Origin of the sequence: Herbaspirillum sp. SJZ106 (genome assembly GCF_006715495.1) — a bacterium.
Lineage (GTDB): Bacteria > Pseudomonadota > Gammaproteobacteria > Burkholderiales > Burkholderiaceae_D > Herbaspirillum.
Genome location: NZ_VFNI01000001.1, coordinates 942,815 through 955,972 on the forward strand (window position 1 = coordinate 942,815; position 13,158 = coordinate 955,972).

Annotated in this window: 11 protein-coding genes; 4 read left to right on the top strand and 7 right to left on the bottom strand. The window is 62.6% G+C overall.

Annotated features, from left to right (window positions below):
• Positions 1 to 88: 88 nt before the first annotated feature.
• Together FB598_RS04110 and FB598_RS04115 are read right to left on the bottom strand one after the other, a co-directional pair.
• Complete coding sequence (locus FB598_RS04110) at positions 89 to 745, bottom strand: 7-cyano-7-deazaguanine/7-aminomethyl-7-deazaguanine transporter (protein WP_141913102.1); 657 nt, start codon at positions 743 to 745, stop codon at positions 89 to 91.
• 119 nt (positions 746 to 864) lie between these two features.
• A complete protein-coding gene (locus FB598_RS04115; protein WP_141913103.1) occupies positions 865 to 1,821 on the bottom strand; it encodes an SMP-30/gluconolactonase/LRE family protein in 957 nt (318 codons plus the stop codon).
• Between the two features lie 254 nt (positions 1,822 to 2,075).
• Between FB598_RS04115 and hemN the strand changes: the two genes are divergently transcribed.
• Positions 2,076 to 3,509, top strand: coding sequence for an oxygen-independent coproporphyrinogen III oxidase (hemN, locus tag FB598_RS04120; RefSeq protein ID WP_141913104.1), 1,434 nt, complete (start codon positions 2,076 to 2,078; stop codon positions 3,507 to 3,509).
• A 47-nt stretch (positions 3,510 to 3,556) separates the two neighbouring features.
• Here hemN and fnr read toward each other — a convergent pair whose 3' ends face one another.
• The 4 genes from fnr to FB598_RS04140 all read right to left on the bottom strand — a co-directional run bounded on the left by fnr (position 3,557) and on the right by FB598_RS04140 (position 7,753).
• A complete protein-coding gene (gene fnr / locus FB598_RS04125) occupies positions 3,557 to 4,342 on the bottom strand; it encodes a fumarate/nitrate reduction transcriptional regulator Fnr (protein ID WP_141913105.1) in 786 nt (261 codons plus the stop codon).
• A gap of 323 nt (positions 4,343 to 4,665) precedes the next feature.
• Positions 4,666 to 5,745 carry a fatty acid desaturase gene (locus tag FB598_RS04130; protein ID WP_141913354.1) on the bottom strand — a complete coding sequence of 360 codons (1,080 nt, stop codon included), beginning with the start codon at positions 5,743 to 5,745 and terminating at the stop codon, positions 4,666 to 4,668.
• Between the two features lie 90 nt (positions 5,746 to 5,835).
• Positions 5,836 to 6,465 carry an OmpW family protein gene (locus FB598_RS04135; protein ID WP_141913106.1) on the bottom strand — a complete coding sequence of 210 codons (630 nt, stop codon included), beginning with the start codon at positions 6,463 to 6,465 and terminating at the stop codon, positions 5,836 to 5,838.
• A 220-nt stretch (positions 6,466 to 6,685) separates the two neighbouring features.
• Positions 6,686 to 7,753, bottom strand: coding sequence for a 1-aminocyclopropane-1-carboxylate deaminase (locus tag FB598_RS04140; protein WP_141913107.1), 1,068 nt, complete (start codon positions 7,751 to 7,753; stop codon positions 6,686 to 6,688).
• Positions 7,754 to 7,942: 189 nt separating this feature from the next.
• On the opposite strand from FB598_RS04140, the gene FB598_RS04145 reads away from it, so the two are divergent.
• Complete coding sequence (locus tag FB598_RS04145; protein WP_141913108.1) at positions 7,943 to 8,404, top strand: Lrp/AsnC family transcriptional regulator; 462 nt, start codon at positions 7,943 to 7,945, stop codon at positions 8,402 to 8,404.
• A gap of 59 nt (positions 8,405 to 8,463) precedes the next feature.
• Positions 8,464 to 9,450: a prolyl aminopeptidase gene (gene pip / locus FB598_RS04150; RefSeq protein WP_141913109.1), complete on the top strand. Its 987-nt coding sequence runs from the start codon at positions 8,464 to 8,466 to the stop codon at positions 9,448 to 9,450.
• Between the two features lie 869 nt (positions 9,451 to 10,319).
• Here pip and FB598_RS04155 read toward each other — a convergent pair.
• The gene (locus FB598_RS04155) at positions 10,320 to 11,231 is read right to left on the bottom strand and encodes a LysR family transcriptional regulator (protein ID WP_141913110.1); all 912 of its coding nucleotides are present in this window, start codon (positions 11,229 to 11,231) and stop codon (positions 10,320 to 10,322) included.
• 326 nt (positions 11,232 to 11,557) lie between these two features.
• On the opposite strand from FB598_RS04155, the gene FB598_RS04160 reads away from it, so the two are divergent.
• On the top strand, positions 11,558 to 13,096 hold the full coding sequence (locus FB598_RS04160) for an ABC transporter substrate-binding protein (RefSeq protein WP_141913111.1): 1,539 nt from the start codon (positions 11,558 to 11,560) through the stop codon (positions 13,094 to 13,096).
• Positions 13,097 to 13,158: the final 62 nt, after the last annotated feature.

Genomic DNA, 13,158 nt, shown 5'->3' on the forward strand with positions numbered 1-13,158 from the left:
CGCCGCGCGAAGCCGCAAGTTTACCGTCTGGCAGGAAATATTGCAGGCCGGGAAGCAAGCCTGCCGTCATTTGGCAACAGGAACGGGGTCAGGCCGGACCGGCCGCCAGCGGCCGCGCCATCCAGTTCCTGAGCATGGACAGCAGCGCGCCATACGCCGGCAGGAAGAAGAGCAGGCTGATGGCGATCTTGAAGCAGTAGTCGACCACCGCGATTTCCACCCAATGCGCGGCCATGAAGGCGTCGCTGCTGCGCCAGAAGGCGATCGAGAAGAAGGCCAGCGTGTCGCTGGCGTTGCCGAACAGCATGGACACCGAAGGCGCCAGCCACCAGCGCCGGCTGGCGCGCAGGCGATTGAACACCTGCACGTCAAGGATCTGGCCCAGCGCGTAAGCCATGAAACTGGCCAGCGCGATGCGCGCCACGAACAGGTTGAAATGCGCCAGTGCCCCGAAGCCTTGCCACTGGCCCATGTAGAACAGCGCCGACACCACATAGGAAACGAACAACGCCGGCAACATCACCGCCAGGATGATGCGCCGGGCCAGTTGCGCGCCGAAGAAGCGCACCGTCAGGTCGGTCGCCAGGAAGATGAACGGAAAGCTGAACGCACCCCAGGTGGTATGGAAGCCGAAGATTGACACCGGCAACTGCACCAGATAATTGCTGGAGATGATCACTAGCAGGTGGAATAGCGAAAGCCAGGCCAGCACGGCCGTGTGCCGGCGCAGATCGATAGTTGTCATATGGACCTTTTTGATGAATGGGGTTAGGGAACCCATGGACGAAAATCCCGCGCGCAGCGCGGGATGTGAAGGGCGCTACTTTACCATACCGCGCCCAGGCTCACGCGTTGCAGGCGCGCTCACCCGGGCGATGCCGGGCGGCGGGCGCCATTGACCGCCAGGTAGACCGCATACAGCGAGGTCGTCGCGGTGATGAACAGGCGATTGCCGCGCGGCCCGCCGAACGTCACGTTGGATACCACTTCCGGCACCAGGATCTTGCCCAGCAAGGCGCCGTCGGGCGCATAGCAATGCACGCCATCGCCGGCCGAAGTCCAGATATTGCCGCGTTCGTCCAGGCGGAAGCCATCGGCCAGGCCGGGATCGATGGTGGCGAACACCCGGCCGCCGGTAAGCCGTTGGCCATCCGTCACATCGAACACGCGGATATGGTGCGGGCCATCCTCGCGGTGGGTCTGGCCGGTGTCGGCGATGTACAGCTTCGATTCGTCCGGCGAGAAGGCCAGCCCGTTGGGGCGCTCCATGTCGCCGGCGACGAGGGCGAGTTCGCCGTTGGCGCCGTCAATGCGGTAGACGTTGCAGGCGCCGATTTCGGTGTCCGCCCGGTAGCCTTCGTAGTCGCTGTTGATGCCGTAGTCGGGATCGGTGAACCAGATCGAGCCATCCGACTTCACCACCACGTCATTGGGCGAATTCAGGCGCTTGCCCTGCCAGTGCGAAGCCAGCGTAGTGATGCTGCCGTCGTGCTCGGTGCGCACCACTGCGCGCGCGCCATGCAGGCAGCCGACGATGCGGCCTTCCCGGTCCAGCGTATTGCCGTTGTTGAAATCGGACGGCTGGCGGAACACGCCGGCCCCCGCGCCTTCGGACCAGCGCAGCAGGCGGTTGTTGGGGATGTCGCTCCACACCAGCTCCTGCGTGGCCGACAGCCACACCGGGCCTTCGGTCCAGCGGCTGCCGGTATGCAGGCAATCGAGCCGGGCCGTGCCGATCACCAGGCGGCGAAAGCGGGCATCGATATGCAGGTAGGGCGAAACGGCGGGGGCGGCAATGGCGGGTGCGACGGGAACGGTCATGGAGTCTCCTGGTTTTTGCCGTGATGATAACCTGCGTGTCGCCGGACGGCCGGCCGCGCGGAAATTCTTGCCGCTCACGCAATGAGCGTGCGGCCAGCGGTCAGGTTGATGCATATCAAGGCGCCCATTTGCCGCCGCGCCTATCCTGCAGTCTCCAATCAATCCCTGTTCGCCCGACGCAGCGGCTCGTGGTGCATTGCGCCTGTCGCGCATCCTGCCGGCCATGCGCCCGGGCGGCTGGCCAGGAGCATCCCATGCAAGTCGCCCATCCGTCATTGACGCCCGATTCCGCCAGCCTGGCAGGCATGAGCAAGAGCGTGCTGCGCAAGATGGACCAGCGCGGCCCGCGTTACACGTCCTATCCGACCGCCGACCGCTTCTCCGGCGACTTCGCCGTTGCCGACTACCTGCACGCCGTCGCCGACCGCCGCAGCATGGGGGCCTGGCGCGCGCTGTCGCTGTATCTGCACATCCCGTTCTGCGACACCATCTGCTACTACTGCGCCTGCAACAAGATCGTCACCCGCAACCGCGCCAAGGCCGCGCTCTACCTGAGTTACCTCAAGCGAGAGATCAGCATGCAGGGCTCGCTGTTCTCCGGCATGAACCAGGTCGAACAACTGCATTTCGGCGGCGGCACGCCGACCTACCTGTCGGACGGGCAGATGGGCGACCTGATGGCGCACATCCGCAAGAGCTTCACGCTGGCGCCGGACAATGTGGGCGAATACTCCATCGAGATCGACCCGCGCACCGTATCGGTCGAACACGTGCAGTCGCTGCGCGCGCAGGGCTTCAACCGCATCAGCCTGGGCGTGCAGGATTTCGATCCCGAGGTGCAGCGCGCCGTCAACCGGGTGCAGTCCGAGGAGCAGACGCCGGAAATCATCCGCGCCGCGCGCGCGGCCGGCTTCCGCTCGGTCAGCATCGACCTGATCTACGGTTTGCCGAAGCAGAATGTGATGTCGATGTCGCGCACGCTGGCCAAGGTGGTCGCGGCCAGCCCCGACCGCATTGCCGTCTACAACTACGCCCACATGCCGCAGTTGTTCAAGACGCAACGGCAGATCAATGAAGGCGACCTGCCCGGCGCCGACAGCAAGCTCGACATGCTGTCGTTGTGCATCCGCCAGCTGAGCGCGGCCGGTTACGTCTACATCGGCATGGACCATTTCGCCAAGCCAGCCGACGATCTTGCGGTGGCCCAGCGCCAGGGCCGCCTGCACCGCAATTTCCAGGGATATTCAACCCATTCGGAAAGCGACCTGGTGGCTTGCGGCGTGTCGGCCATCAGCGCCGTGGGCGGCAGCTACAGCCAGAACGAGAAGACCCTGGACGATTACTACGCGCGCCTGGAAAGCGCCACGCTGCCGATTGCCCGCGGCATCCGGCTCGGCATGGACGACGTGCTGCGGCGCCTGATCATCCAGCGCCTGATGTGCAACTTCGAGCTGTCGATCAGCTCGCTGGAGATCGCCTATCCGATCGTCTTCCGCGAATACTTCGCGGCCGAGATGGAAAAGCTGCAGGCGCTGGAGGCGGACGGCCTGCTCCGGATCGAGCCGGAATGGATCACGGTCGAGCCCAAGGGCCGCCTGCTGATCCGCAACATCTGCATGGTGTTCGACCGCTACCTGGCGCAGGACCGCGAGCAAGCCGCGCCGCAGCGTTATTCGCAGACGCTCTGAGCCGCCGCGCCATCCGGCGTAACGATCGGCGGCAAGGCGGGGGAGATTCAGGCCAGCGCGCGCGCGCCGGGCGGCAGGCAGGCGTCCACGCCGGCGGCCAGCTTCTTCAGCGCCGCCAGGTCCACCACTTCCACATCGCGTTGCTCCACCGCCAGCAAGCCCTGCTTGCGGAACCTGGAGATCAGGCGGCTGATGCTTTCGATGGTCAGGCCAAGGTAGTTGCCCACGTCCTGGCGCGTCATGCGCAACTGGAAGCGGGTCGGCGAATAGCCGCGTGCGGCGTAACGTGAAGACAGGTTGACCAGGAAGGCCGCGAAGCGCTGTTCGGCGCGCATGTTCCCCAGCAGCATGATGACGTTCTGCTCGCTGGTGATTTCATGGCTCATGATGCGGTGGAAATGGCGCAGCAGGTGCGGGATCTGGCCGAACAACTGTTCCAGGCGCGCAAACGGGATCTCGCATACTTCGCTGTCTTGCAGGGCCACGGCGTCGCACTGGTGGCGTTCGGTGCTGATGGCATCCATGCCCAGCAGTTCGCCGGGCATCTGGAAGCCGGTGATCTGGCGGTCGCCGTCGAGGTTTTCCTGGTAGGTCTTGAAATGGCCCACGCGCACCGCGTACAGCGACGTGAAGCGGTCGCCGATGCGGTACAGGAAGTCGTCGCGCGCCACTTTGCGGCGGCCGATGATCTTGTCCAGGCGCTTCATGTCGGACTCGTCCAGGCCCATCGGCAGGCACAACTGGTGCATGCCGCAGGCGGTGCAGCTGCGCAGGGCCGAGCTGCTGGCGGCTTCGCGCGCGGCGGTCAGGGGAGAGTGGCAAGACTGGTTCATACGATGTTCCCGGCGGACATGTTGCGATATTCGATGGCCTCCATTTTAAGTCTGCGCGACAGGCGCGAAGCGGCGCCATGGCGGAATCAGGCGGCATTTCTTGCGCCAGATCAAACAAGCGGCAAGTAATCGGGAAAAGTTGCCGGCAGGTAGGCAAGGCGGCGCGCGATAAAAGGGCTAGGGGCAAGGGAGAAGGGCAAGGGAGAGGGGCGGTCTTGATGGGGGGATTGGGCGGTATCGCGGAGTTACCGGGGATCCGCGACTGCCCTTCCATGTGACCGTCTTGTTGTTGAACGTCAAACTGCAGGTGCTGCAGGTATTGCTCAGGCCGGGCTTGCCGCAGTGACTGCCACGGGCATTTCAGGCAGCGGCAGCGGCTTGCTGGTGGGACGGCCGCGGAAATCGGTCCAGCACAGGCGGTTGAAGTCGTACAGCTTGCAGCGGCGCGCGGTGTCGAAATACCAGCGCCACGAAAACTTCTGGATCACGATGCGGCCGGGTAGCATGGTTTCCAGTTTCTTCTGCGCCTGCTTCAGGCGGTACAGCGGCACGCTCATGTCCACATGATGCGCGGTGTGTTCCATGATGTGGTGCAGCAGCGCGCCCCAGTGGCGGCCGAAGGTCAGGTGCACGGTGGTGGAGACGAAGGGCTGGGCCGCGGCCCAGGTGGTCTTGTCCTGGTACCACGCCACCGAGGTATGCGTGTGGTGCACATAGACCACGAAGCCGATCATCGCCTTCCAGAACAGGATGGGGATGGCGAAGCCGGCAATGAACAGGCTCCAGAACGACTGGCCGGTCGCCTGCGCCGCCCAGGCCAGTCCGGCGATCCACGCCGCCGCCGCCAGGCTGACCAGCACGCCGTCCCACATGAACTCGGCGCGGCGGGTGGGCATCTGCTTCTTCGAGGGGAAGTACATGCGCTTCCACCACATATCCACCAGGTAGTACAGGCCGGGCGCCCAGCCGCTGCGGTAGAGGCGCTCCAGTTGCCGGCGCCAGCGCGGCAGGGCGCGGAATTCCTCGATGGTGCGCGGTTGCCAGACGAAGTCGAAACCCTTCAGGTTGGTATAGCCGTGATGCACCACGTTGTGGCCGATCGCCCACAGGCTGTAAGGCGTCAGCGAGGGCATGAACAGGATGCGGCCCAGCCAGGTATTGAGTTTGCGGTTGGGGGTGAAGCTCTGGTGGCAGGCATCGTGGCCGAGGATGAACAGGCGGCCGATGACGAAACCGGTTGCCATGCCCAGCAGGATCTTGCCGATCAGCCACGGCATCCAGACGATGGCTGCCAGCCCCAGGCCGAACAGGCAGTAATCGATGGCCGACAGCCAGAGCGCAATGGCGGTGCTGCGCTGGCTGATCGGGATCACCCAGGAACGGATGATCTTGCGGTGCGGCATCGGTGCGCCGGGCGCTACCGGCGTGGTATGCGAAGTTGTCGGCATCGTGATGGAACCTCTTCTTGCTTAAGGGACGGACGGCGGAGCGGGTCAGAAGCGATAGCCGACGCCGACGCCGAACAGCCAAGGATCGATCCTGACGGTGCTGACCTTGGCGCCGCCGACCTTCACGTCGCTGCGGATCTGGACTTTCTTGAGATCGAAGTTGATCAGCCAGTGCCGGTCGATCTTGATGTCCAGGCCGGCCTGCAGGGCGCCGCCGATGCTGTGGTTGTCCAGCTCGGCCGCGCCGCCCAGCACGTTGACATTGGAAATGCGGGTGTAGTTGAGGCCGGCGCCGACATAAGGCGAAAAGCGCGACTCCGGCGTGAAGTGGTATTGCAGCAGCAGGGTCGGCGGCAATTGCTTGAAGCTGCCGATGTTCTGGCCGGAAAGGCGCACGTCGTGCTTCTGCGGATAGGTCAGGATCAGCTCGGCCGCGATGTGCGGGGTGAAGAAGTAGCTGATGTCGATTTCGGGGATGGTCCTGGAGCTCACGCTCAACTGGTCCGCCTGGGTGGTCACGCCGGCGACCGGATCGGATTTATTGTCGGGGCTGATATTGACGGCGCGCAGGCGCACCAGCCAGGGGCTTTGCGCTTCCTGCGCAAAGGCGGCGGGAGCGACGAAGGAGGCAGCGAAGGCCGCGGCTGCGGCGGCGATGGTCACGAGTTTTTTCACGGGCTTTTACCTGACGGTTGACGATGCCCGAAAGGTACGCGTGAAGCGAGGCAGCGGCTTTGATACTGATCAAGCGGCAGGAATTCGAACTTGCTGGAAATGTGAGGGGAATCGGTATGGATGTGGTGTTTTTCTGCAGGATGGTATGCAGGCGAATGTAAAAAAAACGGCCCGCAAGATTGCGGGCCGCTTCTGTTTCGTCGGTACTACTGTTCGCCGCTTATTCTTTGTAACGCGCTTCGCGCGCCAGCTTGGTCAGGTTCTCCGGATCTTCGAAGGCCTTGTAATAGGCGTTGAGCGCCGGGGCGCCGCCCAGGTGGGCGTACAGCACGCGCTGGCCCTTGAAGTGGCCCTTCTTGGCCATGTCGATCAGGCCGTCGATGGATTTGCCTTCATATACCGGGTCGGTCAGCATCGCTTCCATTTCGGCGGCGGTGCGGATGGCGGCGATGGTCTGTTCGCTCGGCAGGCCGTAGGCCGGGCCGCTGTAGTCGGGAATGATTTCGATGTCGGCGTCTTTCAACACCACCTTCTTGCCGCCCTTGGAGGCGATCAGTTCGCAGGTGTCGTTGGCGATCTTGGTGACCGCGCGGCGGGTCATCGCCTCGTCGTCGGCGGTGTCGATGCCGATCACGCGGCGGCGCTTGTCCTGCGCGGCGAAGCCGACCACCATGCCGGCTTGGGTGGAGCCGGTACAGGTCGCCACCACGATGTTGTCGAAGAAGATGCCCAGTTGCTGTTCCTGCATCGCCACTTCATCGGCGAAGTTGGCGTAGCCCAGGCCGCCCAGCGGGTGGTCCGAAGCGCCGGCCGGGATCGGGTAGGGCTTGCCGCCCTTGGCGCGCACTTCTTCCAGTGCGCGGGTCCAGGTGTCTTTTTCGGTGGTCGAGTAACCGTAGCCGCCCATGATCGGGTTACCGCCCATGATGCGGGTCAGGAGGATGTTGCCGACCTTGTCGTAGACCGGGTCGTCCCATTCCAGCCAGGTTTCCTGCACGGTGTAGGACTTCATGCCGACCGCGGCCGCGGCTGCGCACACCTGGCGCGTGTGGTTGGACTGGATGTTGCCGATCGAGACCAGCGTGTCGCAGCCCTTGGCCAGCGCATCGGCCACCAGCCATTCCAGCTTGCGGATCTTGTTGCCGCCGAAGGCCAGGCCGGAGGAGACATCGTCGCGCTTGGCCCAGATCTCGGTGCCGAGCATCGCGGACAGGCGCTCCAGTTTGTGGATGGGGGAAGGAAAGAAGCCCAGCGTCTTGCGCGGGAACAGTTTGTCGAGTGCCAGCATAGGGTGCTCCGTCAGGTTCAGGTCGGTGGGAAATCGGTGCGATTCACGTTGAATCGACGGGATCAACTTTACGCCTGCGGTTTTAAATGGTGTTTCCGAATTTATGCCATTATTCGGATTGTTGAAGCGACAGATTTTTATATGTCGAAATAAACATCCATAAAAAACGTCTTTCAGGGAATTTTCATCATGTCACTCGACCGCATGGACAAGCGCATCCTCAAGGCGCTGCAGAAGGACGGCCGCATCGCCAACGCCGAACTGGCCAAGAAGGTCGGCATGAGCGCCACCGCCTGCTGGAACCACACCAAGCGCCTGATGGACGAGGGTTACGTGAAGGATGTGCGCGCCATCCTCGATCCGGAAAAGCTGGGCTTGCCGGTATTGGTGACGGTGGGCGTGGTGCTGGACCGCTCGACGCCGGAAAGCTTCGCCGAGTTCGAGAAGGCGGTGCGCGATATCGCGGCCGTGCAGGAGTGCCTGTTGCTGGCCGGCGAATTCGATTACTGGATCAAGCTGCGCGTGAAAGACCTGCAGGCCTTCAACCGGCTGCATGCCAACACGCTGCTGCGCCTGCCGGGCGTGCGCCAGTTGCGTTCCTTCTTCGTGCTCAACGAAGTCAAGAACAGCTACGAACTCGTGGTCGAGTGAACGATTCGCGGACAGGCTCTATACTATTTCTTTGTGTCCCATTCACGAGGATTTTACTAATGACATCTGCCGCTGCCTCTGCACCATCATCCGAATCGCAACTGCGCACGTTCTACCCGCCCATCGAACCTTACGACCAGGGCTTGCTGGATGTGGGCGACGGCCATCGCGTGTATTGGGAGGTGTGCGGCAATCCGCGCGGCAAGCCGGTGGTGTTGCTGCATGGCGGCCCCGGCGGCGGCATCAGCCCGTCGCACCGGCGCCTGTTCAACCCGGAGAAATACCGCATCGTGCTGTTCGACCAGCGCGGTTGCGGCCGCTCGCTGCCGCATGCCAACCTGGAAGCCAATACCACCTGGGATCTGGTGGCCGATATCGAGCGCCTGCGCGAGATGCTCAAGATCGAGAAGTGGCAGGTGTTCGGCGGCTCCTGGGGCAGCACGCTGGCGCTGGCCTATTCCCAGACCCATCCCGAACGCGTCACGGAGCTGGTGTTGCGCGGCATTTTCCTGCTGCGCAAGGCGGAGCTGGACTGGTATTACCAGGAAGGCGCGTCATGGATGGCGCCGGACCGCTGGGATGAGTTCCTCGCACCCATTCCCGAGGCCGAGCGCGGCGACCTGATGAGCGCCTACCGCAAGCGCCTGACCGGCGCCGACGAGGCCGCCAAGCTGGAGGCGGCGCGCGCCTGGAGCCGTTGGGAGGCCAGCACCATCACGCTGGTGCCCGACGAGCAGATGATCGATTCCTTCAACGACGCCTTGTTCGCGCTGGCCTTTGCGCGCATCGAGAACCATTACTTCGTCAACCGCGGCTTCATGGAAGAAGGGCAGTTGCTGGCCAATGCATCGCGCCTGAAGGGGATTCCGGGCGTGATCGTGCAGGGACGCTATGACCTGGCGACGCCGGCCCGTTCGGCATGGGACCTGGCCAAGGCCTGGCCGGATGCGCAACTGCACATGATTGACAGCGCAGGCCATGCCTACAGCGAACCGGGGATACTGGATAAGCTGATCCGGGCTACCGATGCGTTTGCGGATCGGTGAGATTGTGGGGATTTTGTTTTGGATGTGATGGTGGTTGGGGGTTAGTAATTTAGTAGTTTGGTCTTGCTGCGTGCAGATGTACTGGCTTGATGTTTTTTGGGTAGTCTGGTCTTGCTGCTGGTCGATGTACTGGCTTTAGTCTTTTCTTTCTTCGGTTGAAGCGAGCGCCGGGGGCGGCCCGGCAGCCGCTCACTTTTCTTGTCTCGCCAAGAAAAGTAAGCAAAAGAAGGGTTGGAGCACTGCTCCAACAAGGCAACTACCCAGCTCCTTCGGGGTCCCCGACGGATCGGACAAAAAAATGGGAAAAGCAGAGTCGCTTCGCTCCGACTGCTTTCCTGATCCATTTTTTTGCCCGATCCGCCGGCTGGTTAGATGCGACGTCTTGTCCGGCTCGCCTTCGGCATCGCGGTGCTTGCGACTGGCTTGGTTCAAGGAATGGCGCCAACGCGCAACTCCCCTCCCAAGCCCGATGCAGTAGGCGAGGCGTTCAGGTTTCCTCCCCTTGTGGGCCAGCTGTTGGAGTGCCATGCAAAATGGATCAGCGAGGCAGTCGGAGCGAAGCGACTCTGCATTGCCCATTTTTCATGGCGCTCCAACGGGCACCCCGAAGGGGCTGGCACTTAGGGGTCGCCTTTCTTTGCTTACTTTCTTTGGCGAAGCAAAGAAAGTGAGCGGCTGCCGGGCCGCCCCCGGCGCTCCGCTTAGACCGGAGAAAGATAAGCATTAAGCCAGTACATCTGCACGCAGCAAGAGCAGACTACTCCCTCCTCAAAAAAAAACATCAAACCAATACCCCCTCCCACCAACACAAAGCAACTCAGCACGCCCACATATCAGCACACTCACATAGGTGAGCGCATCATCAGCCCTTACAGATCCTTGGCAAGATCCGCCACCAGATAATCAAGAAAGATTTCCACGCTACGCGGCAGGGTGCGCCCGGCCAGCGTCTGTACTTCGATGAAACGGCCGTCGTTGGGGCAGTCGCGGATCGGGCGGATGGTCAGTTCGCCGCTGGCGATGCGGTAGCGCACCGTCACTTCGCCGGTGATGGACAGCGCATCGTTGTCGAGCAGGTAATTGTGCAGCGACTGGATGTAGTTACTGGTCATCACCGGTTCGATCGCCACATGCTGGCGGCTGCAGGCGATGTCGAACAACTGGCGCAGCGTGGTGGTGGGATCGGGCAGGGCCATCGGATAGGCGCGGATCTGCGACACCGAAATCTGGCGGAAACGCGCCAGCGGATGGTCGTGCCGCATCACCAGCGAGATCGGCCCCGGCTGGCGGTGCACCACCTTGATTTCCGGCTCCGGCAGGCGCGCGAACGTCAGGCCGATGTCGGCGTTGCCCTCGCGCACCTGGCGCGAGACCACGGCCGGGGCGCCGACGAAGAGCTGGAACACGAAGCCGGGATATTTCTTCTGGAAAGCGTTGATCAGGCGCGGCAGGAAATCGATGGCGAAACCCTCCGACGACGACAGCCTCACGCGGCCGCTGCGCAATCCCTTCAAGGCCTGCAGGTCGGCCACCACGCGATCGGCCTCCAGCGCCACCTTGCGCGCGTGCGCGGCCAGCATTTCCCCGCCGGCCGAGAGCACCATGCCGCGCGGCCGGCGTTCGAACAGCACGGTATCGAGGGCATCTTCCAGGCTGCTGATCTGGCGGCTGATGGCCGAGCTGGCCACATTGAGCCGTTGCGACGCCTCGCTGATCGAGCCGCAACGCACGACTTCCAGGAAATAACGCAGGGCGGTGTCTTGCAGGTGCTGTGATTTCATCGTTGACCTCTTTTCACGCCGGTTGGCGAAGCGCGCCCAGGCAGGCGCAAAAGATTTTCATGGTTTATTTGGTGCGTTCTTCACGGCTTTGGTGCGCCGCCGGACAGAACGCCGGCGCCGAAAATGCTGCATCTGCGCGGCAAGCCATGATCCTGCTGCGATACGGGTTTTCGAGGCGCCAATACATTGTGGTGCACAAACCTATCCATCTCTTTTCGGCAACGGAGGCATAGAAATTTGCTTATTGCGGCATCGATAAAGACCGGCCTAGTATGCCCTCGACGTCGCTGTTTTTTCAAACATTTCTCTTTCACGAAGGGGTTGAAATGAACGCAATGAAGACATCTTTATTGGCCTGGTCGCGATGTGCATTGCTGGCGGCAGGCGCCGCCGCATCGTTTTCCGCGATGGCCAACAAGGCCAATGACACACTGGTGTATGCGTCCGACAGCGAAGTCGAAAACATCAGCCAGTACCACAACAACCTGCGCGAAGGCGTGATCCTGGCCCACCTGATCTGGGACACCCTGATCTACCGCGATCCCAAGACCAACGAGTACAAGCCGCAGCTGGCCACCGCCTGGAAATGGGAGTCGCCCACCGCGCTGGTGCTGGACCTGCGCCAGGGCGTGCAATTCCAGAACGGCGACAAGTTCAGCGCCGACGACGTGGTGTTTACCTTCAACTATGTGGTGTCGCCCGAGTCCAAGGCGGTCACGCGCCAGAACACCGACTGGATCAAGAGCGCCGACAAGCTGGGCGACTACAAGGTGCGCATCAACCTGAAGGCGCCGTTCCCGGCGGCGCTGGAATACCTGGCCGGCCCGCTGCCGGTCTATCCGGCGGCTTACTTCAAGAAGGTCGGCCTGGACGGTTTCGCCAAGGCGCCGATCGGCACCGGGCCCTACAAGGTCACCAGCGTGACGCCGGGGCAGGGCGTGACCCTGGTGAAGAACGCCAACTACTTCAAGGACAGCCCGCAGGGCCAGCCCAGCATCGGCAACATCAAGTTCGTGGTGATCCCCGATCCGGAAACCCGCGCGGCGCAACTGATGACCGGCGCCATCGACTGGATCTGGCGCGTGCCGCCCGACCAGGCCGATTCGCTCAAGACCAATCCCAAGCTGACGGTGCAAAGCGGCGAAACCATGCGCATCGGTTTCATCACGCTCGATACCACCGGTTCGTCTTCGCCCAATTCGCCGTTCAAGGACTTGCGCGTACGCCAGGCGGTCAACCATGCGGTCAACCGCAAGGGCTACGCCGACAACCTGATGCGCGGCGGCAGCCAGCCGGTCTATACCGCCTGTTTCCGTACCCAGTTCGGCTGCGATAGCAACGCCGCCATCAAGTTCGACTACAACCCGGCCAAGGCCAAGCAGTTGCTGGCCGAAGCCGGCTATCCCAACGGCTTCGACACCGACATCTACGCCTACCGCGAACGCGAGGTGGCCGAAGCCATCATCGGCGACCTGCACAAGGTCGGCATCCGTGCGCGCCTGCACTACATGAAGTTCGCGGCCCTGCAAAACGAATACCGCAGCGGCAAGACCCCGATGAGCTTCTATTCCTGGGGCTCGTTCTCGATGAACGACACCTCGGCCTTCGCCGGCGTGTACTTCAAGGGCAGCGCCGACGACATCACCAAGGACCCGCAACTGCAGCAATACCTGCAGGTCGCCGACTCCTCGATCGACCCGGCGGTGCGCAAGGCCAACTACACCAAGGCGCAGGAGTTGATTTCCAGGCAAGCCTATGTGGCGCCGATGTTCTCGTATTCGACGTTCTATGCGTACAACGCGCAACTGAAGTTCCAGGGCTATCCGGATGAACTGCCACGGTTCTACGAGGCCAGCTGGAAATAAGCATAGGGCAAGCCGCAAGCGCCGGGCAGGCGCGCAACTTGCAAGCACTGTCCGGCGCGCGA